Source organism: Arthrobacter sp. 01T428, assembly GCF_056398685.1.
In genome coordinates, this window is sequence record NZ_JBFTPW010000028.1 from 51,308 (window position 1) to 76,184 (window position 24,877).

General features: G+C 64.5%; 22 protein-coding genes, 1 tRNA gene and 1 pseudogene. 6 read left to right on the forward strand and 18 right to left on the reverse strand.

Annotation, left to right across the window (positions count from 1 at the left end):
• The first annotated feature begins 2 nt into the window (after positions 1 to 2).
• Positions 3 to 818 carry an alpha/beta hydrolase gene (locus tag AC1DJB_RS21480; RefSeq protein WP_059389158.1) on the forward strand — a complete coding sequence of 272 codons (816 nt, stop codon included), beginning with the start codon at positions 3 to 5 and terminating at the stop codon, positions 816 to 818.
• Entirely contained in the window at positions 811 to 1,353 is a 543-nt protein-coding gene (locus AC1DJB_RS21485) for a hypothetical protein (protein ID WP_284991591.1), read from the forward strand. The genes AC1DJB_RS21480 and AC1DJB_RS21485 overlap by 8 nt, the downstream gene beginning before the upstream one ends.
• Positions 1,354 to 1,395: 42 nt before the next feature.
• Here AC1DJB_RS21485 and AC1DJB_RS21490 read toward each other — a convergent pair whose 3' ends face one another.
• Positions 1,396 to 2,511: an ROK family glucokinase gene (locus AC1DJB_RS21490; RefSeq protein WP_476910807.1), complete on the reverse strand. Its 1,116-nt coding sequence runs from the start codon at positions 2,509 to 2,511 to the stop codon at positions 1,396 to 1,398.
• A 207-nt stretch (positions 2,512 to 2,718) separates the two neighbouring features.
• On the opposite strand from AC1DJB_RS21490, the gene AC1DJB_RS21495 reads away from it, so the two are divergent.
• Positions 2,719 to 4,530, forward strand: a complete 1,812-nt coding sequence (locus AC1DJB_RS21495) for an AMP-dependent synthetase/ligase (protein ID WP_441438360.1) — start codon at positions 2,719 to 2,721, stop codon at positions 4,528 to 4,530.
• 100 nt (positions 4,531 to 4,630) lie between these two features.
• On the opposite strand, the gene AC1DJB_RS21500 is transcribed toward AC1DJB_RS21495, so the two are convergent.
• The gene (locus AC1DJB_RS21500) at positions 4,631 to 8,026 is read right to left on the reverse strand and encodes a pyruvate carboxylase (protein WP_441438361.1); all 3,396 of its coding nucleotides are present in this window, start codon (positions 8,024 to 8,026) and stop codon (positions 4,631 to 4,633) included.
• Positions 8,027 to 8,340: 314 nt separating this feature from the next.
• On the opposite strand from AC1DJB_RS21500, the gene AC1DJB_RS21505 reads away from it, so the two are divergent.
• Complete coding sequence (locus AC1DJB_RS21505; protein WP_441438362.1) at positions 8,341 to 9,159, forward strand: ParA family protein; 819 nt, start codon at positions 8,341 to 8,343, stop codon at positions 9,157 to 9,159.
• A 112-nt stretch (positions 9,160 to 9,271) separates the two neighbouring features.
• Here AC1DJB_RS21505 and AC1DJB_RS21510 read toward each other — a convergent pair whose 3' ends face one another.
• From AC1DJB_RS21510 to gcvH, 5 genes are all read right to left on the reverse strand, one after another.
• On the reverse strand, positions 9,272 to 9,865 hold the full coding sequence (locus tag AC1DJB_RS21510; RefSeq protein ID WP_059389160.1) for a MerR family transcriptional regulator: 594 nt from the start codon (positions 9,863 to 9,865) through the stop codon (positions 9,272 to 9,274).
• Between the two features lie 240 nt (positions 9,866 to 10,105).
• A complete protein-coding gene (locus AC1DJB_RS21515) occupies positions 10,106 to 10,609 on the reverse strand; it encodes a bifunctional nuclease family protein (RefSeq protein WP_059389161.1) in 504 nt (167 codons plus the stop codon).
• Positions 10,609 to 11,325 (reverse strand): transcriptional regulator FtsR, encoded by a 717-nt coding sequence (ftsR, locus tag AC1DJB_RS21520; protein ID WP_059389162.1) that lies wholly within the window; start codon positions 11,323 to 11,325, stop codon positions 10,609 to 10,611. Before ftsR ends, AC1DJB_RS21515 begins: the two co-directional genes overlap by 1 nt.
• Before the next feature lie 20 nt (positions 11,326 to 11,345).
• Positions 11,346 to 11,825: an FHA domain-containing protein gene (locus AC1DJB_RS21525; RefSeq protein ID WP_234753790.1), complete on the reverse strand. Its 480-nt coding sequence runs from the start codon at positions 11,823 to 11,825 to the stop codon at positions 11,346 to 11,348.
• A gap of 141 nt (positions 11,826 to 11,966) precedes the next feature.
• A complete protein-coding gene (gene gcvH / locus AC1DJB_RS21530; protein WP_284991596.1) occupies positions 11,967 to 12,353 on the reverse strand; it encodes a glycine cleavage system protein GcvH in 387 nt (128 codons plus the stop codon).
• A gap of 163 nt (positions 12,354 to 12,516) precedes the next feature.
• On the opposite strand from gcvH, the gene AC1DJB_RS21535 reads away from it, so the two are divergent.
• A complete protein-coding gene (locus AC1DJB_RS21535; RefSeq protein ID WP_306963681.1) occupies positions 12,517 to 13,407 on the forward strand; it encodes an Fpg/Nei family DNA glycosylase in 891 nt (296 codons plus the stop codon).
• A 59-nt stretch (positions 13,408 to 13,466) separates the two neighbouring features.
• Here the strand turns inward: AC1DJB_RS21535 and AC1DJB_RS21540 are convergent, their stop codons facing one another.
• The gene (locus AC1DJB_RS21540) at positions 13,467 to 14,690 is read right to left on the reverse strand and encodes an MFS transporter (protein ID WP_476910808.1); all 1,224 of its coding nucleotides are present in this window, start codon (positions 14,688 to 14,690) and stop codon (positions 13,467 to 13,469) included.
• 170 nt (positions 14,691 to 14,860) lie between these two features.
• Here AC1DJB_RS21540 and AC1DJB_RS21545 point away from each other — a divergent pair, with 170 nt between their 5' ends.
• Positions 14,861 to 15,307 (forward strand): MarR family winged helix-turn-helix transcriptional regulator, encoded by a 447-nt coding sequence (locus AC1DJB_RS21545; protein ID WP_307055631.1) that lies wholly within the window; start codon positions 14,861 to 14,863, stop codon positions 15,305 to 15,307.
• A 107-nt stretch (positions 15,308 to 15,414) separates the two neighbouring features.
• On the opposite strand, the gene AC1DJB_RS21550 is transcribed toward AC1DJB_RS21545, so the two are convergent.
• From AC1DJB_RS21550 to AC1DJB_RS21595, 10 genes and pseudogenes are all read right to left on the reverse strand, one after another.
• Entirely contained in the window at positions 15,415 to 15,765 is a 351-nt protein-coding gene (locus AC1DJB_RS21550; RefSeq protein WP_441438363.1) for a zinc ribbon domain-containing protein YjdM, read from the reverse strand.
• A gap of 834 nt (positions 15,766 to 16,599) precedes the next feature.
• A tRNA-Pro gene (locus tag AC1DJB_RS21555) sits at positions 16,600 to 16,676 on the reverse strand.
• Positions 16,677 to 16,803: 127 nt separating this feature from the next.
• A complete protein-coding gene (gene der, locus AC1DJB_RS21560; RefSeq protein WP_284991602.1) occupies positions 16,804 to 18,354 on the reverse strand; it encodes a ribosome biogenesis GTPase Der in 1,551 nt (516 codons plus the stop codon).
• Positions 18,355 to 18,364: 10 nt separating this feature from the next.
• Positions 18,365 to 19,060 (reverse strand): annotated as a pseudogene (locus AC1DJB_RS21565) (lysophospholipid acyltransferase family protein).
• A 28-nt stretch (positions 19,061 to 19,088) separates the two neighbouring features.
• On the reverse strand, positions 19,089 to 19,802 hold the full coding sequence (cmk, locus tag AC1DJB_RS21570) for a (d)CMP kinase (RefSeq protein WP_284991603.1): 714 nt from the start codon (positions 19,800 to 19,802) through the stop codon (positions 19,089 to 19,091).
• The gene (locus AC1DJB_RS21575; protein WP_284991604.1) at positions 19,802 to 20,908 is read right to left on the reverse strand and encodes a prephenate dehydrogenase; all 1,107 of its coding nucleotides are present in this window, start codon (positions 20,906 to 20,908) and stop codon (positions 19,802 to 19,804) included. The genes cmk and AC1DJB_RS21575 overlap by 1 nt, the downstream gene beginning before the upstream one ends.
• Before the next feature lie 3 nt (positions 20,909 to 20,911).
• Positions 20,912 to 22,162, reverse strand: a complete 1,251-nt coding sequence (locus AC1DJB_RS21580; protein WP_284991605.1) for a pseudouridine synthase — start codon at positions 22,160 to 22,162, stop codon at positions 20,912 to 20,914.
• Between the two features lie 165 nt (positions 22,163 to 22,327).
• Entirely contained in the window at positions 22,328 to 22,993 is a 666-nt protein-coding gene (gene scpB, locus AC1DJB_RS21585) for an SMC-Scp complex subunit ScpB (RefSeq protein WP_284991606.1), read from the reverse strand.
• A complete protein-coding gene (locus AC1DJB_RS21590; protein ID WP_442880362.1) occupies positions 22,990 to 23,919 on the reverse strand; it encodes a segregation and condensation protein A in 930 nt (309 codons plus the stop codon). Before AC1DJB_RS21590 ends, scpB begins: the two co-directional genes overlap by 4 nt.
• A 5-nt stretch (positions 23,920 to 23,924) precedes the next feature.
• On the reverse strand, positions 23,925 to 24,824 hold the full coding sequence (locus AC1DJB_RS21595; RefSeq protein WP_284751736.1) for a ParA family protein: 900 nt from the start codon (positions 24,822 to 24,824) through the stop codon (positions 23,925 to 23,927).
• Positions 24,825 to 24,877 lie beyond the last annotated feature (53 nt).

Here is a 24,877-nt window from a genome sequence, read left to right on the forward strand (position 1 = left end):
TCATGAACACTCTCCCCGATCCCTCGCCGTATGCCAGCGACTTCACCGGTAGTGGACCCAGCATCGGCGTCGTGATGAGCCACGGCTTCACGGGCAGCCCGCACAGCATGCGCCCTTGGGCCGAGTATCTGGCCGCCGAAGGCTACGCCGTCCGCCTCCCTCTGCTTCCGGGCCATGGGACCACGTGGCAGGATATGGCCACCCGGCACTGGCAGGAGTGGCACCATGCGGTGGATGCGGCGTACCTCGAGCTCCAGGCCGAGTGCGATTTCGTGTTCGCCGCCGGCTTGTCGATGGGTGGGACATTGGCTCTGCGGATCGCGGCTACGCGGCCGGTCGCCGGTACCGTCGTCGTCAATCCGGGGCTGGTGATCGATGATCCGCGCGCAGCCGTGGTCGGCATCCTCAAGCACGTCATGAAGTCCACCCCGGCCATTGCCAACGACATCCTCAAACCCGGCATGGACGAGGGTGCATACCCCAGGACGCCGGTCGCAGCCGCCCATGAATTGAAAAAGATGTACAAGGACACCATTAGCCTGCTCCCCCGGATTTCCGCGCCGGTGCGCGTGTTCCGTTCCTCCGTGGACCACGTGGTTTCGGAACGGAGCATCAAGCAGTTGAAGGAGCGGGTCACGGCTTCGATGGAGTTCAGCACCTTGGAGAACAGCTACCACGTGGCCACGCTGGACAACGACGCCCTGGAGATTTTCCGGGGCTCGGCCGAGTTCATCAGGAAAACCATGGCAGGGCTGACAAGCAGTTCCGCCCGGGCCACACCGTCCGGCACCGAGCTCCGGGATTCACCCCATGAATAGGCCAGGGCCCGATTCCCCCGACCAGAGTGCCAACAAGGACGACGACGCCGTCTGGCTCGATTTGGTAGCCAGGCTTGAGTCGATGCCTTCCTCCGCCCTGGACGAGGCGCCCACCGCCGAGGAGACTGGCAGCGATTCCGGAACGGATCCGGGTCCAGGTCCGGAGGAGGTTCCGGGCCGCTCCTCGTCCCGTTCCTTCCAAGACTTCGACCCGCTTGGATTGTCCAAAAGGGGCGCTGCGGAAGAACCCGCGGGCAGCGGGGAGCCCGGTCCGCGCGACTACGAGGTCGAGGACGGGAACGGCTTCGTCCCGGAGGACCCGCCGAGCCTCGCCGGTACCGAACCGCTGACCATGCTCGCGTGGATCGGAGCCGTGGGCGGCCCGCTTGCCCTGCTGTTCACCGCGATGTTCTGGCGCTCGGCGCCGCTCCTTGCCGTGATGGGCATCCTGGCGATCTTCCTGGCCTCCGTGGTGTACCTCATCATGAAGCTGCCGCAGGAAAAAGACGAGAACGACGACGGCGCCCGCGTCTAAGGGGACTGCCGCACCGCGCATCCCCTCGCGGCTGATCCCGTACTAGCCGTGTGCCCTGCCGCTGACCCGGGACAGGTCGGCAGCGCCGATCATCCCGGCCCGCGGTCCCAATGCGGCAAGCTTGATCGCAGCCGCGGGACGGAAACCGCGGCCGGTGAGGTTCCGGGCGAATGCTGTCCGTGCAGGGCCCACAAGAAGCTCCCCGGCATCGCACAGCCCACCGCCAATGACGAACGTCCCTGGGTCGAGCGCAGCCGCCAGGTTCGCCAGGCCGAGCCCCAGCCAATGCCCCACTTCTTCCAGGAGCTCCCTCGAAGCGGAGTCTCCGGCTTTTGCCCGCTCCGTCACGGTAACCCCCGTGATGTTCTCGGCGGAGCCTCCGGCAGCCTTGAGCAATTCGTAGGCGACCGGTGAATTCCGGAGGGCAAGCTCCCGGGCTTCCCTGCCGAGCGCGTTACCGGAGGCATATTGCTCCCAGCATCCGCGGTTGCCGCACTCGCAGCGATGCCCGCCGGGAACCACGATCTGGTGGCCGAACTCCCCCGCCACACCGAATCGCCCACGTTCCACTCGTCCGTCCATGACCATGGCGCCACCGATGCCGGTGCCGAGCGTGATGCAGACGAGGCGGCTCTCCCCAAGACCGGCCCCAAAGCGCCATTCAGCCCAGGCGGCAGCATCGGCGTCGTTGGTGACAAGTACCGGGCGCCTCAGCAGGCTCTGAAGGTTCTCGCGCAGCGGCTCGTTACGCCAGGCGAGATGCGGGCTGAACAGCACCGTGCCGCCGTCGAGATCCATCCAACCGGCGGCGCCGATCCCCACGGAGGCAATCCGGTGGCTTCTCCCCAATTCCTGGACAAGCTCGACGATCACCTGCTCTACTGCCCGGGCGTCATTGCCGGGCGTGGAGCGCCGCGCTTCCTCGATCACCCGGCCCGAAGGATCCACGACTCCCGCTGCCACCTTTGTGCCGCCGATGTCGATCCCGATCGCCAGTCCCCTCCGGCCGAGATGGGAACGGCGCGCGGCCCACGGCACGGACTCCCAGCGCAGGCCGCCGTGCGTGGAGCCGGGGCGCCGGCCGGCTGCGGCCGAACCGGACCAGGAAATCTTCCGAACTCTTGCCGGGACCTGTTCGTTGGATGAATTCAGTGGCATGTCGCCATCCTATTCCGAGCGCCGCATATGTACTGACATGTCGGCGGTACGGACGGAACGCCCATACGCCTGCATTGGCGGAATCCCACGCTTCACGTAAAGTTACTCATCAGTAACTTGAGTAAGGTGAATTGCGACACACCCATTACTTGGCCATATAGAGTTAGAGCAGCCCCGTAATGGTCTGTTGATATCGAAGGAGCTATCGTGCGTGAATTCAGTGTTCCGCCCCTGGTGAATGTTGCCCCCGAAACCAACATCACGGACCTCGTGGTTCGTCAGGCCGCCGTACCATCAAACCCGGCCTTGTTTGCCAAGCTCAACAGCGCCGGCCAATGGCAGGACATCCGGGCAACCGACTTCCTCAAGGATGTATCGGCCCTGGCCAAAGGCCTGATCGCCAAGGGCGTCGGTGTGGGCGACCGCGTGGGCATCATGTCCAGGACCCGTTATGAATGGTCCCTCGTGGACTTCGCCATCTGGTTTGCGGGCGGCATTTCCGTGCCGATCTATGAAACCTCGTCGCCGTCGCAAGTGGCCTGGAACCTCGGCGACTCCGGCGCTGTCGCCGCATTCGCCGAATCCGCGCACCACGAGGACGTCATCCGCCAGGCCGTCACGGCCGAAGGCCTCGGCTCTGTCGCCCATGTCTGGCAGCTCGAAGGCGGAGGACTTGACGCGCTCCGCAGTGCCGGCAGCGGCGTCAGCGACGAGGAACTCGAGGCGCGCCGCAGCAGCGCCGTGCTGGCCGATGTCGCCACGATCATCTACACCTCCGGCACCACGGGCCGCCCCAAGGGTTGCGAACTCACGCACGGCAACTTCGTGGAACTCTCGGAGAACGCGTTGGCCTCCCTCGGCGACGTCGTCAACGAGAACGCCAAGACCATCATGTTCCTCCCGCTCGCCCACGTCTTTGCCCGCTTCATCTCGGTCCTTGCCGTCGCCGCCGGTGCCCAGGTGGCGCACACGCCGGATATCAAGAACCTGCTGGCTGACCTGCAGAGCTTCCAGCCGTCCTTCATCCTGGCAGTTCCCCGCGTGTTCGAGAAGGTCTTCAACTCTGCCCTCACCAAGGCAGAGGACGGCGGCAAGGGCGCCATCTTCCACAAGGCAGTGGACACGGCGATCGCCTACTCCAAGGCGCAGCAGGAGGGATCCCTTGGCTTGGTGCTGAGGCTCAAGCACGCCGTCTTCGACCGTTTGGTGTACGGGAAGCTTCGGGCCGCAATGGGCGGCCACGTCAGCCATGCCGTCTCCGGTGGCGGCCCGCTCGGCGAACGGTTGGGCCATTTCTTCCACGGTATCGGCCTGCAGATCCTCGAGGGTTACGGCCTGACAGAGACCACTGCACCCATTTCAGTCAACACGCCGTCCTTGATCAAGATCGGCACCGTGGGGGCCCCGCTCCCCGGCAACGCGGTCAGGATTGCCGACGACGGCGAAATCCTCGCCAAGGGCGTCTGCGTCATGAAGGGCTACTTCAAGCGGGATGACCTCGCCGCGGAAACCTTCGTGGACGGGTGGTTCCGCACGGGTGACATCGGCGAACTGGACGAACAGGGTTTCCTGAAGATCACAGGCCGCAAGAAGGAAATCATCGTCACAGCGAGCGGCAAGAACGTCGTACCGGCCCTGCTGGAGGACCAGATCCGTGCTGACGCGCTGGTGTCCCAAGTCCTTGTCATCGGCGACAACCGGCCCTTTATCGGCGCGCTGGTCACCCTCGACGAGGAAGCGCTGCCGGGCTGGCTGGAGCGCCACGGCCTTCCCGCGTCAACTACGACGACGGCTGCCGCGGACAACGCCCTCGTCCGGGCAGCGGTCCAGGAACTGATCAGCCACGCGAACCAGTCCGTCTCGCATGCGGAAGCGATCAAGTCGTTCCGGATCGTTCCGTCCGACTTCACCGAGGCCTCAGGGCACCTCACGCCGTCGTTGAAGGTCAAGCGCGCCCAGGTCATGAAAGACTTCGACGCCGTGATCGAGGAAATGTACTCGGCGCCCAAGGCGTCCTGACGGGCCGCACCCGACGCATCGGTCAAAGCAACAAAGGAAGGTCCCGGGCTTGACAGCCCGGGACCTTCCTTTGTTGCGTGCTCCGCGGAGGAGCGGGCTGCTACTCGACCACGATCAGCAGATCGCCGCCCTGGACCTGCTCGACGTTGTTGATGGCGAGGCGCGAGACCGTGCCGGCTACCGGCGTCGTGATGGATGCCTCCATCTTCATCGCCTCAATGGTGGCGACCGTGTCGCCGGCCTTGACGGCGTCGCCTGCTTTGACGGTCAGGGTCACGGCACCGGCGAACGGCGCTGCTACCTGGCCGGGCTGGGACGCATCCGCTTTCTCCGCGGCCTTCACGTTGCTGACAACGGACTTGTCGCGAACCACCACCGGGCGTGACTGGCCGTTGAGCTTGCACATGACGGTGCGCATGCCCTTTTCGTCGGGCTCCGAGACTGCTTCCAGGGAGGCGATCAGGCGCACGCCTTTTTCGAGCTCCATGACGTGTTCGGCACCGAGCTGGAGGCCGTACAGGTAGTCGCGGGTATCAAGTACCGACAAATTGCCGTAGGTGTCCACGCTCTTGAGGTAGTCCTTTGTGGGGCCCTCGAACAGCAACCGGTTCAGGGTCCGCTGGCGGGACTTGGAATCGCCCTTGAGCGCAGCACTGTCTTCGGCGCTCAGTTCGACGTCGCGGACCTTGATGCTGCGGCCCTGGAGCGCCTTGGTGCGGAACGGCTCCGGCCATCCTCCGGGAGGATCTCCCAATTCGCCCGACAGGAAGCCGATGACGGAGTCCGGGATGTCGTAGTTCTGTGGGTTTTCGTTGAAGTCCGCAGGATCGGCGTGGATTCCCACGAGGTGCAGCGCGAGATCGCCGACGACCTTGGACGACGGCGTCACCTTGACCAAGCGGCCCAAAATGCGGTCCGCGGCGGTGTACATGTCCTCAATGGCCTCGAAACGCTCGCCAAGGCCCAGCGCGATGGCCTGCTGGCGCAGGTTGGACAGCTGGCCGCCCGGGATTTCGTGCTGGTACACCCGGCCGGTGGGACCGGGAAGCCCGGACTCGAACGGCGCGTAGACCCTGCGGACCGCTTCCCAGTAGGGCTCCAGGGAGCTGACACTGGCCAGGCTGAGCCCGGTGTCGCGCGGGGTATGTGCCAGGGCAGCCACAAGCGCCGACGCCGACGGCTGGCTCGTCGTACCGGCCAGGGAGGCTGACGCGACATCGACGGCGTCCACGCCGGCTTCCACGGCAGCCAGCAAGGTGGCCAGTTGGCCGCCTGCGGTGTCGTGCGTGTGCAGGTGGACCGGAAGATCGAAGCGTTCACGCAAGGCGCTGACAAGCTTGGCTGCGGCCGCCGGGCGGAGCAGTCCGGCCATGTCCTTGATGGCGAGGATGTGCGCACCGGCGTCGACGATCTTCCGGGCGAGGTCCAGGTAGTAGTCGAGGGTGTACAGGTTCTCGTTTGGGTCGAGGAGATCGCCGGTGTAGCAGAGTGCAACCTCCGCTACTGCTGTGCCGGTGGCCCGCACCGCGCGGATGGCCGGAGCCATCTGGTTGACGTCGTTGAGGGCGTCGAAGATGCGGAAGATGTCGATGCCCGTTGCCGCGGCCTCGTTGACGAACGCCTCGGTGACTTCCTCGGGGTAGGGCGTGTACCCGACCGTGTTGCGGCCACGGAGCAGCATCTGAAGGCAGACATTCGGGAGGGCCTTGCGCAGGGCGGCCAACCGGTCCCAAGGATCCTCGCCGAGGAAGCGCAGGGCGACGTCGTAGGTGGCACCACCCCAGGCTTCGACCGAGAGCAGTTCGGGCAGAAGGGCGGAGACCGCGGGACCGGCCGCGACCAGGTCGCGGGTACGGACACGGGTTGCGAGGAGCGACTGGTGGGCATCGCGGAAGGTGGTGTCCGTGACGGCCACGGCCTGCTGCTCGCGCAGCGCCTTCGCAAAGTCTTCCGGGCCCAACTCCTGCAGCCTCTGGCGCGAGCCGGCCGGTGCAACGGTCCCGGCAATCGACGGGAGCTTGGCTGCGGGGTCCGAGTGGACCTTGAGTTCGCCGTTGGGCTTGTTGACCGTCACATCGGCCAGCCAGGTCAGGAGCTTGGTTCCGCGGTCAGCGGAGACGTGGGACTTCAGCAGTTCGGGGCGCTTGTCGATGAAGTCGGTCGCCACGTTGCCGGCAATGAAGTCCGGATCGGCCAGGACGGCCTGGAGGAAGGGGATGTTGGTGGACACGCCCCGGATCCGGAACTCGGCCAGGCCGCGCCGGGCGCGGGCCACTGCGGCCGGGTAGTCGCGTCCGCGGCAGGTCAGCTTGACCAGCATGGAGTCGAAGTGGGGGCTGATTTCGGCACCCGAGTAGACCGTGCCGCCGTCGAGACGGACGCCGGCGCCGCCCGCGGAACGGTAGCCGGTGATCCTTCCGACGTCGGGCCGGAATCCGTTGGCGGGATCTTCCGTGGTGATGCGGCACTGCAGGGCTGCACCCTTGATGAATACCGTCTCCTGGCTCAAGCCGAGGTCTGCGAGGGTCTCCCCCGAGGCGATGCGCATCTGCGCCTGGACGAGGTCCACGTCAGTGATTTCCTCGGTGACCGTGTGCTCAACCTGGATGCGCGGGTTCATCTCGATGAAGACGTGCTGGCCGGCGCGTTCGCCCTCGGTGTCCACCAGGAACTCGACTGTTCCGGCGTTGACGTAGTTCAGGGCCTTCGCGAAAGCCACGGCATCCCGGTACAGGGCCTGGCGGATGGACTCGTCCAGGTTGGGGGCCGGAGCGATTTCCACGACTTTCTGGTGGCGGCGCTGCAGGGAGCAGTCGCGCTCGAAGAGGTGCATGACATTGCCCTCGGCATCGGCCAGGATCTGGACCTCGATGTGGCGGGGACGCAGCACTGCCTGCTCGAGGAACATGGTGGGATCGCCGAATGCAGCGTCCGCCTCGCGCATGGCCGACTGGAGTGCCTCCGGAAGGTCCTCACGGGTCTCCACCCGGCGCATGCCGCGGCCACCGCCACCGGCGACGGCCTTGGCGAAGATCGGGAATCCGATCTGGTCCGCCGCGGCGATAAGTTCGTCGACGTCGCGGGACGGTGCGCTGGACTTCAGGACCGGCACACCGGCTTTGCGGGCGGCCTCGAGTGCGGCTACCTTGTTGCCGGCAAGCTCAAGCACCTCCGCGGGCGGGCCCACAAACGTGATGCCGGCGTCTTGCGCTGCCCGGGCGAGGTCCGGGTTTTCGGACAGGAATCCGTAGCCCGGGTAGATTGCGTCTGCACCCGCTTCCTTGGCGACACGGACAATCTCGTCCACGTCAAGGTACGCACGGACCGGATGGCCTTCCTGGCCGATCAGATAAGCCTCATCAGCCTTCTGCCGGTGGATCGAATTGCGATCCTCATACGGGAAGACCGCTACGGTCTTGGCGCCGAGTTCGTAGCCAGCGCGGAAGGCCCTGATCGCGATTTCGCCGCGATTAGCCACCAGAATCTTGGAAAACATGCTTCTCCTGCATCATTGCGGGTGTAACGGTCGGTGGTCACAGTGTGTAAGACCTCCATACCCAAACACAAATCTTTGTGGTGACAGTCACACAGGAATTCGTCACGAGCAGTGTACCTTCGCGCACGATGCAGTTTCACGTGCTAATAAGCCAGCGAAGTAATAGTCCGTCAAAGCCGCTCCGGGCCGATAAGGCAGGAATCTGTTGCCACTCAACATATGATGTTGAAGGGCAGCGGCAGGGCCCCGGTTCCGGCAAGGCCGGAACACAAGCACCGCGACACGGCAACCGGCGTTAGGTTTTGGGTTTTCAAGTGCAAGTAGTCAGCATCAGCAGCCTCAAAGGCGGCGTGGGCAAGACATCCGTAACCACTGGGTTGGCCTCGGCCGCACTGGCCGCAGGGATCCCCACCCTTGTCGTGGACCTGGATCCCCACGCCGACGCCACTACGGCCCTCGGCGTCCAGGCCGGCGACCAGCTCGACATTGGCCGCATGCTGAAGAACCCCCGCAAGGCGAGACTCTTGGACAACGTGGTCAGCAGCGGCTGGGTTGACCACCCCCGCGGCGACGGCGGCGGGACGGCCCTCGACGTCGCCGTCGGATCCGCCTACACCGGAATCTACGACCGGCCAGATCTTGGGCGCCGCGATCTCCGCCGCCTGACTGCTGTCCTTGCCCCGGCCGAAAAGTACGAGCTGGTACTCGTCGACTGCCCGCCGTCCCTCAACGGCCTCACCCGCATGGCCTGGAGCGCGAGTGACCGCGTGGTCCTTGTTGCCGAACCAGGGCTCTTCTCGGTGGCCGGCACGGAACGCACCATGCGCGCCATCCAATTGTTCCGCCAGGAGTTCGCTCCCCAGCTGGCTCCTGCAGGGATCGTTGCCAACAGGGTCCGTCCCGCCTCGTCCGAGCACACGTTCCGGCTCGCCGAGATGGAATCGATGTTCGGCGAGCTGTTGCTGGCACCGCATATTCCGGAGCAGGCGAATTGGCAGCAAATCCAGGGGGCCGCCCACGCCGTGCACCACTGGCCTGGCGACTCGGCGAAGAACACCGCCAACCTGTTCGACTCGCTCCTGGAGAACATGTTGTCCTCGAACAACGGCACGCGGGAACGCCGTAAGCGCTGAGCGGCTCTGCGAGCCAGAAGCCACCCCCTTCAAAAAAAGATGAAGCCACTTTCCTGTCGGAAGGCGGCTTCATTGGTCTTCAGTGGCCGCTGGCGGCAATCCCGACGGCGGTTCAGCCGGTGCGGCGGGCGGAACGGCGCTTGCTGAGTTCGTCGTCCGGAAAGGGCTGTTCTACCGCGTGTTCGCTCGGGAGCGCAGCTAGGCTGCCTTCGACTTCGCGCCAGACGCGGCCCACTGCGATGCCGAATACGCCTTGGCCGCCCTGCACCAGGTCAATGACCTCGTCCGCTGAAGTGCATTCATAGACACTCGCGCCATCGCTCATGAGCGTGATTTGCGCCAGGTCTTCCACTCCGCGTTCGCGCAAGTGTTCGACGGCCGTGCGGATCTGTTGGAGGGACACGCCTGTGTCCAGGAGCCGCTTGACGACTTTGAGAACCAGGATGTCCCGGAAGCCATAGAGCCGCTGCGATCCGGAACCGGCGGCTCCCCGCACGGCGGGTTCAACAAGGCCTGTGCGTGCCCAGTAGTCCAGCTGGCGGTAGGTAATCCCCGCCGCCTTGCACGCGGTGGGGCCACGGTAGCCGGCATCTTCATCCAGGACCGGAAGGTCCTCGGTGAAAAGCAGACCCTGGGCACCGCTTGCGGGTACAGCAACGCCTGTCGAGGCCTGCTTTAGCTCGCCTGCTTCGCCTTTGGGACTCACGTGACCCTCCTTGTCAGAAGTTCCCTTGGGGATGGTGCATACGGGGGCAACACGAAAGGGGAAATGCACTCGTGTAATTTCAACGCGTCCGCACCTTTCAGTGTGACTTGCGCGCGACCTGCATGCAACGGGAACTTGATATCTTCGACGTTAGGCGTGCGGGAGCCTTAGGTCAAAGACGTCCGGGCATTTTCAGATCGTGTCGAAACTTTCACCCTCAACTTTAACCTTAGGCTACCTTCAGCCTTCGAAATCCTCGGGCTCTACGTCGTCCAGGAACTCCCGGAAGCGGCGCAATTCCCGTTCCTCGTCAACTTCGGGGCCCGGCTCGGTGTCTTCGCCTTCGTCGTGTTCGGTGATCCGGACGCCGGCTTCTTCCATGACGGCGTCGGCACACCAGATGCGGCATTTCGCCCGCAAGGCAAGCGCCAGCGCATCGGAAGCGCGGGAACTCACTACGGTGCCGTCGTCGAACTGGAGTTGGCCGTAGAAGATGTTGTCCTCGACCGCGACGATGTTCACGCTGATGATCGTGTGGCCGAGTGCTTCAACGACGTCGATCATCAGATCGTGGGTCATCGGCCGGGGCGGCACCACGCCTTGCTGGGCCAGGGCGATAGCGCTTGCTTCGGGCGTGCCGATCCAAATAGGGACATGGCGTTCCCCGTGCATCTCACGGAGGAGGACCAGAGGCTGGTTTGAAGGCAGTTCAATCCGCACTCCAACGATCTCGACCTCAATCATCATGCGTCCATACGGGAGATACGGTCCTGCACCAAGGCTCGATGCAGGCTGAGGCAGAGTTCGCTGATTTCCCGGGCGGCTTCGGCAGCCCTGGATTGCGATGCCGCGTCCTTGCGGGACGTCAGAGGAGCGACGACGCGCTCCACCAAGCCGAATTCGCGCTCGGCCGCGGCCTGGAACGGACGGAGGTGCCGCGGCTCAAGTCCGTGGCTTTCAAGTTGGACGCAGGCACGCGCCACTTGAAGGGCGTGTTCGTCGAATTTGCCGTTGACGTGGCTGATGAGCCCGTAACTGAGGAGGGACTGCAAGAGCGGGACGCTGGCCCCGGATTCCGTCCGCAACTGTTCCTCGCTCAGGGCGCGTGCGCGGCCCTGCAGCTCGGCCGCAAGTTCGTCCGAGACAATCCGTGGGGACACCGACACGCCCGGCGGGAGGTTTTCGGGACGCTCGCCACGGTCGATCGCGTCAAGGTAGTCCTTGATGACCTTCAGGGGCAGGTACTGGTCACGCTGGAGGGCCAGCACGAAGCGGAGGCGCTCGACGTCGCTTTCGGCGTATTGCCGGTACCCGGCAGGAGTGCGCTTCGGATTGATCAGTCCCTTTTCCTCAAGAAAACGGATCTTGGACGCCGTCATGGTGGGAAAATCGTCGCTGAGTTGGGCGAGGACCTCCCCGATGTTGAGGACCTGCGGTCCTCGCCGTTCCGGCTGGGGCAGTGCCACAGGCGTACCCGGAATCAGTCTTGGCCTGCTGCGCGGGCAGGGCTCAGGTAGTAGGTGAGGCGGAACTTCCCGATCTGGACCTCGCTGCCGTTCTTGAGCAGGACGTTGTCCACCCGGTCCTGGTTGACGTAGGTGCCATTGAGGCTTCCGGTGTCCACCACTTCGAAGCCCTCGGGGGTGCGCACGAATTCCACGTGCTTGCGCGAAACCGTCACGTCATCCAGGAAGATGTCCGCATCCGGGTGGCGGCCAGCGGTGGTGGTGTCGGAGTCCAGAAGGAACCGCGCGCCGGCATTCGGGCCGGTGTGCGCAATCAGCAAGGCCGATCCAGGAGGCAATGCCTGGACCGCGGCGCGCTCCTCGGCGGCCAGCGGCGGACGGGCATCCGGCTCGTGGTGGCGCACGGGCGTGAGCTGGATTGAGGTGGTCTCCGAGGTTGGCTGTTCTACAGCACCGTGCTCGTCCCGGGCGTGGTTCCGCTTGCCGCCAACCATGGAAATCCTCCTCATCCGCCGGCAGTTGACAAAACTGCCGGTTACGCAACTGCCCGGTTCCCCCGGGCCAAACAGGTCGCTGGCCCGCCGCCGTCGCTCCCGGCGTTCCGGGGAGAACCGACTTGGCGGGCCAGATACCATTTAGCCTACCTGTTGTTCGTACTCTGATGCACTGAGAAGGGTCTCGATGGCGTCAGCTTCCGAAAGCTTTACCTCGAACAGCCAGCCGTCACCGTAGGGATCCGAGTTGATCAGGGCAGAGTCGGTGTCGAGAGCCTCGTTGCGGGAAATAATTTCGCCGCTGACCGGGGCATATATGTCGCTCACGCTCTTCGTGGATTCGACTTCACCCACGACGTCGTTGCCCTTCACGGTGGTGCCGGGCTCGGGCAGCTGGGCGTACACGACATCGCCGAGTGCATCCTGGGCGAAGTCCGTAATGCCGACGCGCACGACGCCGTCTGCATTCGGGGCACTGACCCATTCATGTTCGGCGGTGTAGGAAAGATCGGCAGGAATGTTGCTCATGAGTCGCCTTTCATCGGGACATTTCGGACCACGACGGCGGCCCGGTCATCCGGCCACCGCTGAAAGTATAAGCACATCCATGCCCCCTCCCCACAGGTGTCTGGAATGATTGGAAGCAGACTCGAGCCGCATAGTCCTGCAACGCCGTCGGAGGAGCGCGATCATGCCGGAACTGCCCGAAATCACCGCCTTGGCCGACTTTCTGGACGAGCAACTGTCCGGGGCACGGCTCACGCAGTTCCATCTGCCATCGGCGTTCGCCCTGAAAATGGCGGATATTCCCCATGAATCGCTGATCGGGCGGACCGTCGAAGCGGTCGGCCGGCGAGGGAAATTCCTCGTTTTCGAGATGGTTGCCGTATCCCAGGGCGCCGATGCGGAGCCCGCCTACTTGGTTGTCAGTTTTGCGAAGTCCGGCTGGCTATGGTTCGCCGACAACCAACGGGACACTGAAGCGACCGCGACAGCCGGCTACTTCGCCGCGCAATTGGGCTTTTCGAACAATGGCCACGATTACGACGTCACGCTTGCCGACACGGGCACCTGGAAGGGTTTGGCCCTCTTCATCGTTCGTCAGCCCGAGGAAGTCCATGGCATTGCCGAGCTCGGCCCGGATCCCCTCGATCCGGCCTTCGGATTGGAGCAGTTCAGCAGGCTTCTCACGAAGCGGCAGCAGGTCAAGGGGGTCCTGAAGAACCAGAAACTCATCGCGGGTATCGGGAATGCCTATAGCGACGAAATCCTCCACGCAGCGAAGTTGTCTCCGGTTGCCCACGCTTCGTCGCTGGAGCCGGAGGAGGTGGAGCGCCTCTTCACCACGATGAAGGACATACTCGCGGGAGCGGCCCGGGAATACGCAGGCAAGCTGCCCGACGAACTGAAGCCCGCCAAGAAAGCCTCGATGCGCGTGCACGGCAGGACCGGAGAGCCGTGTCCGGTCTGCGGGGACACCGTACGGGAGGTGGCCTTCGTGGGGACTTCCCTGCAGTACTGTCCCACGTGCCAGACCAACGGCGAGATCCTGGCCAAACGCGGCAGCAGCGACGGCTCCTGAACCCCCGGAAGCCCGCCGCTGTCCTTGAAAAACAGGTGGCGGGCTTCCTTGCGGTTCGCCTAGGCGACCGGTGCCTCCTCAGGTTCGCGAACGACGTCGGGGGCTGCTTGCGGTGCGGAAGCGGACTGCGCCGCTCCCCCACGCCGGGCCGCCGCCGCGGCGGCGATCATGACGAGCAGTGCCGCTACGGTGATGGCGGCCCCGGCCCAGATCGGCGAGGTATAACCCAGGCCCATGGTGATGGTGACGCCGCCCAGCCAGGCGCCGAGGGCGTTACCCAGGTTGAAGGCGCCGATGTTCGCGCCGGAGGCGAGGGTGGGAGCGGTGGCGGCAAAGTGCATGACGCGCATCTGCAGGCCCGGGACGGTAGCGAAGCCGAAGCCGCCCATGAGTGCCAGCGAGAACAGGGTGGCCGTGGGGCTCGCGGCGGTGAGCGCGAAGAACACGAGCACCAGCGCCAGGCCCGCGAGGATGACCATGAGGGTTTTGTCGATGGATTTGTCGGCCGCTTTGCCGCCGGCGATATTGCCGACGAACAGCCCGGCCCCAAACAGGACGAGGAGCCACGGGACGGCGTGCGGATCGAATCCGGAGACCTCGGTCAGGGTGAAGGCGATGTAGGTGAAGGCGCCGAACATGCCGCCGAAGCCGAGAATCGTGACGACGATGGACAGCCACACCTGGCCGGACGTGAATGCACCAAGCTCGCTGCGGAGGCTGCTGGTCGCGGTCCCTTCCGTGGTGCGCGGGACCATGAGGGCGATGCCCATGAGCGCGACAACGCCGATGATGGTGATAGCCCAGAACGTGGACCGCCAGCCGAAGTTCTGGCCGAGGAACGTTCCGAAGGGCACGCCCAGCACATTGGCGGCGGTGAGGCCCGTGAACATGATGGCAATGGCTCCCGCCTTCTTGTGGGCCGGAACCAAACCGGCCGCCACCACTGAGCCGATACCGAAGAACGCGCCGTGGCAGAGGGCGGCGACAATGCGCTCTATCAGCATGGCCGGGTAGCTGTCCGCGATGGCGGAGAGGAAGTTGCCGGCGATGAACAGGACGAGGAGCCCGATGAGCACAGGCTTGCGGGGCAGGCGGGTGACGGCCGCTGTCACAAGGAGGGCGCCGACAACAACGCTGAGCGCATAGCCGGTGATGAACCAGCCGGCGGCCGCTTCACTGACTCCGAAGTCAGCGGCAATCTCGGGCAAGAGGCCCATGATGACAAACTCGGTCAAGCCAATGCCGAATCCGCCGAGGGCAAGGGCGATCAACCCTGCGGGCATGTTGTTGCTCCTTTGTGGGGATGGATTCCCGTGAGAGTGGAAGTGCGCCGCCGAGAACCGTAGAATATTAGTTGCAGACGCTGCATATATAGTTGCACACGCCATGTAATTGCGCAAGCAACTACTTTTCGTGCGTCTGGTTTCATCAATCGGCAGGAGTTTCGGGAGACATGGGCATCAAGGACGACGCCGTTGAGGTGCGCGCGCAGGGGTGGCGGACTCTCGCAGCGCTGCACGGCAATATCGAGGCAGCACTGGAGAAGGCGTTGCAGTCCGCCGCGGATCTCTCGGTGGTTGAGTACACCGTGCTGGACGCTCTGAGCCGCCAGGATGGCTGGCACATGCGGATGCAGCAGCTCGCGAGGGCCACAGCACTGTCCAGCAGCGCGACGACGCGCTTGGTGAACCGGCTTGAAGACCGCGCGCTGCTGACCAGGATCCTGTGCGCCGACGACCGGCGTGGCATCTACACGGAACTCACCGAAGCGGGCCAGAAGCTGTTGCTGGCGGCCCGGCCGGTGCACGACGAAACCCTCGCGGAATCGCTGGCGGCCGCTGAATCGGTGCCGGAGCTCGAGCCGCTGGTGAAGGCGTTGGGGGCGCTGCAGGGGGTTTGAGGTTTGTTTCGCGTGCGGTGAGTCGCGAAACGACGAACCCCGCCGCTCCTTCAGTGGAACGGCGGGGTTTTGTTGTCTTTGGGACTGCAGTTGCCTTTGGGGGCGCGTCAGACCTTCTTGACCACGCTGGACTTGAGCTGCATGGGGCCGAAGCCGTCCACTTTGCAGTCGATGTCGTGGTCCCCCACGCCGTTCACGAGGCGGATGTTGCGGACCTTGGTTCCGACCTTGATGGCCGTGGCGCTCCCCTTGACCTTGAGGTCCTTGATTACAGTGACCGTGTCCCCGTCCGCGAGCACATTGCCCACGGCGTCCTTAGTCTCCGTGGACTCTGATGCCGCTTCATCAGACGCGACCGGCGACCATTCGTGGGCGCACTCGGGGCAAACCAGCAAGGCGCCCATCTCGTAGGTGTACTCGCTGGCGCATTCGGGGCAAGGGGGCAGGGTTTCACTCACCGTCCAATGATAGTCGGGGGTGGTGCAACACGTGGACAGCAGGGGCAAACAGTGTAACCAAGACAGTAAGCGGTCTTCGAGCCGAGAGTACCTCCAACCCATTGGCCATAGTACGAGGACCGGTAATCCTTACTTGCAACGGATCTTGTTTCCATAAGCTGTGGTGGTCCAATCGGTTCCTTGCCAGGTACCAGGCCCGTCCATCACGAATTTAACGGCCGCGACACTCTTGATTCAGTGCTTCCAATAAGCCTTGTCAAAGCCGAAGCCTTGGTCACTGTCAGCGTCATACATACCTCGAGTGCAAACTGTGGTGAAACACAGATCTCAAAAAGGACCATTTAGAAAGCGCCCTCGGCGTCAAGCTACCTTTGGAATTGCCCGCCAGGTTGTCCCCTGCTGCAAATTGATCTCTCGCGGTCTGTGCCCATGGCCTTGGAAATGAGTACGCCTTCCTCGGAGTGCACCGGATTCTGCTGGATCATTCCGCACCTCGATGCATGCGCCATCCTGACCTTCTTTGGTTTGGGAAAGCGCTTGCGACACCGCGAGTCACGTCGTTTCAACGCCTTGGCCCGTCAAAGAAGGTCAGGACGGCGTGTTCAGGTCGGGCGAGAATCTCGGGAACACCGTCGGATTCTGCCGGATCACTCTCTTCGCCGAAGTTGCCGCCCTCGTGATTTCGCGGGTCCGAAGTTAATCCATTCGAGTGATTGAGCAGAATCCGACATCCCAGCGCTGACGATCCCTTCAGATGAGCGGAGTCCACGCACTCACTGCAACACCAACGCTTAACGCAAAAGCCGTGGGAACCCTAGAGTTCCCACGGCTTTCTGGTCGGGCTGACAGGATTTGAACCTGCGACCCCTTGACCCCCAGTCAAGTGCGCTACCAAGCTGCGCTACAGCCCGTCAGTCCTGCCGTTCTCCGCCTAGGTTTTCACCTAAGCAGTCCGGCCGAACCACCTCAAAAAGCTTACACGATGTTCGAGGTTCTCAATGCCACCTTGGCGGGTGTCATCTGTGATGCGCGTCTCAATTAGCGCTTCTTGCCGCGCTTTTCGCGGACGCGCATGTTGACCTCGATCGGCGTGCCGTCGAAGCCAAAGGTTTCCCGCAGCCGGCGGGTGATGAACCGGCGGTATCCGGGGTCCAGGAAGCCCGTGGTGAAGAGCACGAACTTCGGCGGACGGCTGGACGCCTGGGTGCCGAACAGGATGCGCGGCTGCTTGCCGCCGCGGACCGGGTGCGGGTGGGCAGCCACGAGCTCGCCCAGGAACGCGTTGAGGCGTCCGGTGGGGATGCGCTTGTCCCAGCTCTCCAAGGCGAGGTCCAGTGCGGGCACAAGACGGTCCTTGTGCCAGCCGGTCTTGGCGGAGATGTTGACGCGCGGAGCCCATTCAACGTGTGCCAGGTCCTGCTCGATTTCACGCTCAAGGTAGCGGCGACGTTCGTCGTCGAGCAGGTCCCACTTGTTGAACGCGAGGACGAGCGCGCGGCCCGACTCGATGGCGAGCTGCAGGATGCGGACGTCCTGTTCGCTGAGCACCTCGTCAACGGCCAGGAGCACGACGGCGACCTCCGCCTTTTCGAGCGCGGCCTGCGTACGCAGGGAGGCGTAGAAGTCCGCGCCCTGCGCCATGTGCTGGCGGCGGCGGATGCCTGCGGTGTCCACGAAGCGCCACGTGCGGCCGCCGAGTTCGATGAATTCGTCCACGGGGTCGCGGGTGGTCCCGGCGAGGGGATCAACCACCACGCGCTCGGAGCCGGCCAGCTTGTTCAGCAAAGAGGACTTGCCGACGTTCGGGCGGCCGATGAGGGCAATGCGGCGGGGACCGCCGGAGCGCTCGACGCCTTCCACCGTGGAGAACTCCGGCAAGGTGTCCATGACGTGGTCCAGGAGGTCGGCAACGCCGCGGCCATGGAGGGCGGACACCGGGTACGGCTCGCCGAAGCCAAGGCCCCAGAGCGTTGCCGAGTCCGCTTCCTGCGCAAAGTCGTCCACCTTGTTGGCCACCATGATGACCGGCTTCTTGGACTTGCGCAGCATCTTCATGACGCCTTCGTCCGTGGCAGTGGCGCCAACGGCGGAGTCCACCACGAAGAGCACGGCGTCGGCCAGTTCCACGGCCATCTCGGCCTGCTCGGCGACGCGGGCGTGGATGCCCCTGGCATCGTGCTCCCAGCCACCGGTGTCCACCAGCGTGAAGTTGCGGCCGTTCCAGTGTGCCGAGTACATGACGCGGTCACGGGTAACGCCCGGGGTGTCCTCGACGACGGCCTCGCGGCGGCCAAGGATGCGGTTCACCAGCGTGGACTTGCCGACGTTGGGGCGGCCAATGATGGCCAGGACCGGGTCAAGCTTGAGGGGGCCGTCGTCGCCTTCGTCGTCGTAGAGTCCGCTCAGCAGGGCTGCGTCGTCCTCGTCGAGGTCGTAGTCTTCCAGGCCCGCCCGGAGGGAGGCTGCACGGAGTTCGGCTTCGTCGTCGTCCAGGGCGGCGAGGTTTTCAGCCACCTGGTCGGTGCCGGTGGGCGTGTATTCGTCGTCGCCGGCTCCGATGTTGCCGGATTTGTGAGTCGTATCGCTCATTGCACTTTCCTTAGTGGTGATCTGCCGGCGTCCCGGCTACTTCTTCTTGGCGGTGCTGCATTGGCTGTGGGCCGGTGCATTAGTCCCCCGGAAGGGACTGACCGGTGGTCTTGACGGCATCCTGGACGTGTCCAGCCAGCGCAGCGCGGATCTCCGCGGCCGCCCTGTCCATTGAAACACGCCCCGACTCGCCATTTCTGCGGGTCACATTCAAGGGGGCTCCGAAACTGACGTGCAGGCGGCGCCGCAGCCTCGGAATGGAGTCACGGTGTTCGTCTCCGATCCGCGTTCCGAGGATGGCCACGGGAATCACCGTGGCCCCGGACATCAGGGCGAGCCATGCGACGCCATTGCTGATGTTGCCGGCAGTGCCGCTCCCCCGCGTTCCTTCGGGGAGAATCCCCACGCAACGGCCGGCGTCGAGCACTTTCTTTCCGAGCTGGAGAGCCGAGCGGTCACCGGAGCGGTCGATGGAAATCTGCCCCGAGGCACGAAGCACCCGTCCAAGGAAACCCTTGAACATCTCTTTCTTGACCAGGATGTGCATGGCCCGCGGAGCCGCGCCGAACATCACCGGCCCGTCCAAGAAGCTGATGTGGTTGCCCGCGAAAATGACCGGGCCGGATTTGGGAACATTGGAACGTCCCGTTATCGCGGTCCGGTACAGGACATGGTCCAACAGCCAGCCAACAGGCCGGCTCCACATCATGGTCCAGCGCGCCGGGAGCCGGGCTTCAGTCACCGTAGATGACCTTGCCCACAATGCTCAGTGCCGTTTCGACGGTTTCTTCGAAGTCCAGCTCCGAGGAATCCAGCGTTACGACGCCGTCGGCCGCTTGGGTGAAGTTCACCACAGTGGAGTCCTTGGCGTCGCGGTGGATCACTTGGGCGGCAAGCTGCTCCTGACTCTGCGTCCCGCCCAACTGGAGGCCGCGGCGCCGCAGCCGCGCTTCCTCGCTGGCGGTCAGCAGCATGCGGACCTCCGCGTTGGGCGCGACGACGGTGGTGATGTCCCGTCCCTCCACCACCATGCGGCGGTGGTGCTGTTCGATCAGCTGGCGCTGTCGACGAATCAGTTCATTGCGGGCACCCAGGGTGGTCGCAACGGCGCTGACGGACGAGGAGATCCTCGGCTCGCGGATTTCCTCTGTGATGTCCACCCCGGCAACACTGACGTATTCGACGTTGGCGCTGGTGCTCAGTTCAAGCGGCAAATCCTTTGAGGCCTGCTCGACGGCGGCACCGTCGGCGAGGTCGATGCCGGTCTTGAGGCAGTACCAGGTCAAAGCACGGTACATCGCACCCGTGTCCAGATAGGCGAGCTTCAAGCGCCGGGCAACTTCCTTGCTGACGCTGGACTTGCCGGAGCCGGACGGGCCGTCGATGGCGACAACGAGCGGCTTGCCCGGGCGTACTACGGTCTCCGGACCGAATAGTTCACGTGTCATTACTGGAGTACCCGCCATCCACGGTCGGTCAAGGCTTCAACAAGGAGGTCATGTTTGTTGGGCATGACTGAAAGTTCCACCATGCCAACGTTCTGCCCGGACGAGTGATCCAGGCGGAGGTCTTCGACGTTGACGCCGATCTCGCCGATCTCCGTCAACAGCCTGGCGATCTGCCCGGGCCGGTCGTCTACCAGAACTGTAAGCCATGAATATGCCTGCGGGGGTCCGCCGTGCTTTCCCGGGATCCGGGCCTGCCCGGCGTTGCCTTCGCTGATGAGCTGGGCAAGGTCCAGCCGCGCACCGGGGGCTGTGGGATCCTCCAAGGTACCGATCAGACGGTTGAGGTCCTCACGGACACCATGGAGGATATCCACCATCTTGGCCGCATTGTTGCCAAGGATCTGCACCCAAAGGGTGGGATCGCTGGCAGCAATCCTCGTGGTGTCCCGCAGCCCGTTGCCGGCCAGCGACAGCGCGTGGAGCGGTGTCCCCTGCAAACGGCTTGCGAGAAGCGATGACATCACTTGGGGCAAGTGCGACACCAACGCAACGGCTTCATCGTGCTCCTCCGCCGTGAACTGGGAGACTATTGCCCCCAAGTCCCCGGCAAGGGAACGCGCAGTCTGAAGCGCGTCGGCACTGGTCTCGTCGGACGGGCACAGGACCCAGGGCATGGACGTGAAGAGCTCGCCGCGGGCAGCGACGGGCCCCGACTTCTCGCGCCCAGCCATCGGGTGCGTCCCCACGTAGCGGGACAGGTCCACTCCACGCGCACGGAGATCGGCCTGGATTGCCAGCTTGACGCTGGCAATGTCCACCACAACGGCCTCCGGGTATTCACCCAGGGCACGCTCGACGACGTCGGCCGTCACGTCCGGTGGCGCCGCGACGACAACCAGCTGGGGCGGATTCGCAAGCTCGGACAGAGGCCTGCCCGCACCGATATCCACGGCGACGGCCTGGTTGGTTGGCGAGGGGTCCGAAAGGAACACGGAGACACCCCGGCCACGCAGGCCGAGACCGATGCTGGCTCCGAGCAGCCCGGTGCCGAAAACGACCACCGGGCCGTCAAGGTGGCCCCGGCCGTGCGAGTGGAATGCCGACATGCCTTACAGTCCTACGGAGGCCAGGAGGTGTCCGACTTCCTGCTTGCCGAGGTTGCGGATGCTGCCCTGGCGCTGGTCGCCCAGGCCGATGGGACCGATCTTGACGCGCACAAGACGAAGCACGGGGAACCCTACGGCTTCGAACAAACGGCGGACAATACGGTTCTTGCCGGAGTGCAGCACAACCTCGATCAGCACGTGGCCCGGAGTGGAGTCCACGAGCTTGAAGGAGTCAACGGAAGCGATGCCGTCTTCGAGCTCGATGCCGGCCTTCAGCTGCGCACCGACGCCCTGCGGGAATGGACCGCGGACCTGTACCAGGTACGTCTTGGGCACCTCGTAGGAGGGGTGCGTCAGGCGGTTGGCGAGTTCGCCGTCGTTGGTCAGCAGCAGCAGGCCCTCAGTGGCGACGTCAAGGCGGCCGACGTGGAAGAGACGCTCGCCCTTGTTCTTGGCGGACTTCAGGAAGTCGCTGATGCAGGGACGGCCTTCGGGGTCTTCCATGGTGGAGACGACGCCCTTGGGCTTGTTGAACACCATGTAGAGCATGGTGTCATCGAGCTGGATCCGGATGCCGTCCACGTGGATCACGGCGGTCGCGGGATCCACACGCATGCCGAGCTCGGTGGTGAGCTGGCCGTTGACCTCGACGCGGCCTTCCTCGATCATTTCCTCGCACACGCGGCGGGAAGCCACGCCTGCCTGGGCCATGACCTTCTGCAGGCGCACGCCATCGGCGTCGTGCTGCTCGGACTGCGCCACCTCGCCGCGGCGGCCGCGGGGCTTGCGGATCGGGCCAAGGTTCTGGCCGAAGCGCTCACTGCCGAAGGCGCGGGAAGCGTACTGCTTCTTGTTGCTGGCCTTGGGCTTCAATGCGCCCGGGGTGCCCGGAGCCTTGCCGAAGCCGGGCTTGTTGGAGCCCGGCTTCCGGGGGGCCTTGGCCGGCCTTGCGTCTTGGCGGCCGGCGTCGTCACGACGCCCGTAGCCTCCGGCCGACGTGGGGTTGTCCGGATCGAAGGGGCGCTCTTCACGCGGACGAGTGGGCTTGAAGGGGCGTTCTCCGCCCGGGGAGAAGCTGCGCTTACTGCCTCCGGAGGCGCCTCCGGCTCGGCTTGCGCCACCCCGGCCGGCACCGAAGCCGCTGCCTCCTGTACGGCCGGCGCTGCTGCGGCCTGAGTCTTGCGACTCGTTGCGTCCGGAATTGTTTCGTCCCGAACTATTACGTGGTGAACCCTGGCGTCCCGCCTGTGTCATGACCCGTCCTTTTGTTATGGTGGCCGGCTTGTTCTTTCTCAACATTAGCCAGCCGGACAGAGGATATCTGCCCTGTGTGAACTCTGCCCGCTACTAGCCCGGGCGTTTGTAGATCCTTGCAATATTGAGTTGTTTTGCCTTGCCTGCCGCCGCGGGTTCCCGCGGCTACATGCGTTCGGCGTCGAAGAACTCCTCGATGCCCTCCAGCCCCGGAAGGTGGGGGGACAATTGAGGCAGTTCCGCCACCGAGCCAATGCCCATGCGCTCGAGGAAATACGAGGTGGTCCGGTAAAGGATGGCCCCCGATTCAGGATCAGTACCCGAGTCCTCGATCAGCCCGCGTTGGACAAGGGTCCTGACGACTGAATCGACATTGACGCCGCGGATGGCCGACACCCTGGCCCTGGAAACCGGCTGCCGGTACGCGATGACCGCCATGGTTTCAAGGGCTGCCTGCGTCAGCCGCGCGGTCTGGCCTTCGAGAACGAACCTGCCCACGACGTCGGCAAATTCCGCGCGTGAATAGATCCGCCACCCGCCGGCAACGTTCCGCAACTCAAAACCCCGGGGTGCAGCGCTGGCACGTGCATCAATGTGCAAGTCATCAGCGTCCCTGCCCGGGGCTTTAACAGTATAGCCGCTATACTCCTGCCGCAGTCCCTCCAGCAAATCCTCGACGACGGCGACCGTCACGTTGAGCCCGGCAGCGAGCTCTTCCGCGGTGGCCGGTTGGTCGATCACCATCAGGACGGCTTCGAGGGCCGCGCGGGCGCCTCCGGGCAGGGCCTCAAGCTCGGCGAGGCCGTCCCCGCCTGTATCCTGCTCGCTCACAGCGGTTCCTCTCCTTGGTCGACCTGCTCGTATTCGTCGCTCACATTGTCGCTGCTCCACCCTTCGGGGCGCCCTGTCCAGCGGACGGTCAGTTCTGCGAGCGGACCCGGCTGGTCAAACGCCACCACACGGTCGCGGAACAGCTCGAGGAGCGCCAGGAACCGGACCACGACAACAAGCGTGGACTCAGCGTCCGCGATCAGCGCCCTGAAGGATTGTGGCTGGCCGCGCTGCAGGCGGTACCCGATGATCTCGGCTTGTTCCTTGACGCTGACGGGTGTTCCGTGAAGGTGGTCGAGCCCGACTTCCTCTGGCGTGTTGTCCTTCGGCGCGAGGGTCTTGGCCGCCAGCGCGGCGAACTGTTCGGGCGTGTGGCGCCAAATCAGCTCGGGCAACATTGCAGCGAAATGCCCTTCCAACGCAACTTGCCGCGGGAAGCGCCGGGCTTCGGACTCCAAGGTGCCGGACATGATCGCAGCCACCTGCTTGAAGGCCTTGTACTGCAGGAGCCGGGCGAAAAGAAGATCCCGGGCTTCCAGCAAGGCAATGTCCTCGGCGTCTTCCACTTCGCCCGCCGGCAGGAGCCTTGCGGCTTTGAGGTCCAGGAGGGTCGCGGCGATGACCAGGAATTCGCTGGCCTCATCCAGCGCCCAGTCCTCCCCCAACTCCTGCAACCGCCGGATGTATTTGATGAACTCGTCCGTGACGGTGGCCAGCGCAACTTCCGTGATGTCCAGCTTGTGCTTGGAGATCAAGCCGAGCAGGAGATCGAAGGGGCCGGTGAAGTTCGCCAGCCGGACCTCGAAGCCGCCCTTTCGTCCCGAAGGCGCGGCTCCGGCGTCGTCCGTGTTACTCCCGGAGGAGTACGACGGCGGCGCGTCGCCCACCAGGACGGGCCCGGCTTCAGGGGTGAGTGGCTCTGCCACGCGGGCTAGGGTGCGCCGCCGCGCGAAATCAGTTCCTTGGCCAGGCGGCGGTAGGCGTCGGCACCGATGTGGTTTCCCGCGTAGCTGGTGATCGGCTCCGCGGCGACCGTGGCGTCGGCGAATTTGATGGAACGCTTGATGACCGTCTCGAAGACCTTGTCCCCGAACGCCTCCACGAGCCTCGAAATGACTTCGCGACTGTGCAGGGTGCGCGCGTCGTACATCGTGGCGAGCACGCCGTCCACTTGAAGGCGCGGGTTCAAGCGGTCCTGGACCTTTTCGATCGTTTCGACGAGCAGTGCCACCGCGCGGAGGGCGAAGAATTCGCAGATCAGCGGGATGATGACGCCATGCGCAGCCGTCAGTGCATTGACCGTCAGGAGGCCTAGGGACGGCTGGCAGTCGATGAGCACGACGTCGTAATCGTCCTCGACGCTCTTGAGGGCGCGGTCAAGCACTTGCTCGCGGGCCACCTCGTTGACCAACTGGACCTCGGCGGCGGAGAGGTCGATGTTCGCCGGCAGGAGGTCGATGCCTTCGACGCCGGTCTTCTGGATGGCGTCACGGATGTCCACCTTGCGGTCCATCAGGACGTTGTAAACGGTGAGGTCGAGCTCGTGCGGGTTCGCGCCCAGGCCTGCGGAAAGGGCTCCCTGCGGATCGAAGTCAACGAGCAGGACGCGACGGCCGAATTCTGCGAGCGCGGCGGCGAGGTTGATGGTTGACGTGGTCTTGCCCACGCCACCCTTCTGGTTGACCATGGCGATGACCCGGGCCGGGCCATGCGAGGCCAGCGGCGCGGGTTCGGGGAAGTCGCGGTACGGGCGGCCCGTTGGCCCCATGACGGCGTCTTCCAGATCGAAATCCGTGCCCTCCAGCGTAGTTGTTCCCCGTTCGCTGCTCACGTATTTATCCACTCTCTCCACGACGGTCATTTCCTGCGGCTGTCTCCAGCACC

Bases quoted from the DNA above. Each gene is read 5' to 3' on its own strand.
- AC1DJB_RS21485 (WP_284991591.1), top strand. From the start codon at position 811: ATGAATAGGCCAGGGCCCGATTCCCCCGACCAGAGTGCCAACAAGGAC.
- AC1DJB_RS21535 (WP_306963681.1), top strand. From the start codon at position 12,517: ATGCCGGAACTGCCCGAAATCACCGCCTTGGCCGACTTTCTGGACGAG.
- AC1DJB_RS21500 (WP_441438361.1), bottom strand. From the start codon at position 8,026: ATGTTTTCCAAGATTCTGGTGGCTAATCGCGGCGAAATCGCGATCAGG.
- der (WP_284991602.1), bottom strand. From the start codon at position 18,354: ATGAGCGATACGACTCACAAATCCGGCAACATCGGAGCCGGCGACGAC.
- cmk (WP_284991603.1), bottom strand. From the start codon at position 19,802: ATGACACGTGAACTATTCGGTCCGGAGACCGTAGTACGCCCGGGCAAG.
- AC1DJB_RS21540 (WP_476910808.1), bottom strand. From the start codon at position 14,690: ATGCCCGCAGGGTTGATCGCCCTTGCCCTCGGCGGATTCGGCATTGGC.
- AC1DJB_RS21525 (WP_234753790.1), bottom strand. From the start codon at position 11,825: ATGGTTGGCGGCAAGCGGAACCACGCCCGGGACGAGCACGGTGCTGTA.
- AC1DJB_RS21575 (WP_284991604.1), bottom strand. From the start codon at position 20,908: ATGTCGGCATTCCACTCGCACGGCCGGGGCCACCTTGACGGCCCGGTG.
- AC1DJB_RS21480 (WP_059389158.1), top strand. From the start codon at position 3: ATGAACACTCTCCCCGATCCCTCGCCGTATGCCAGCGACTTCACCGGT.
- AC1DJB_RS21580 (WP_284991605.1), bottom strand. From the start codon at position 22,162: ATGACACAGGCGGGACGCCAGGGTTCACCACGTAATAGTTCGGGACGA.
- gcvH (WP_284991596.1), bottom strand. From the start codon at position 12,353: ATGAGCAACATTCCTGCCGATCTTTCCTACACCGCCGAACATGAATGG.
- AC1DJB_RS21515 (WP_059389161.1), bottom strand. From the start codon at position 10,609: ATGATTGAGGTCGAGATCGTTGGAGTGCGGATTGAACTGCCTTCAAAC.
- AC1DJB_RS21490 (WP_476910807.1), bottom strand. From the start codon at position 2,511: ATGCCACTGAATTCATCCAACGAACAGGTCCCGGCAAGAGTTCGGAAG.
- AC1DJB_RS21545 (WP_307055631.1), top strand. From the start codon at position 14,861: ATGGGCATCAAGGACGACGCCGTTGAGGTGCGCGCGCAGGGGTGGCGG.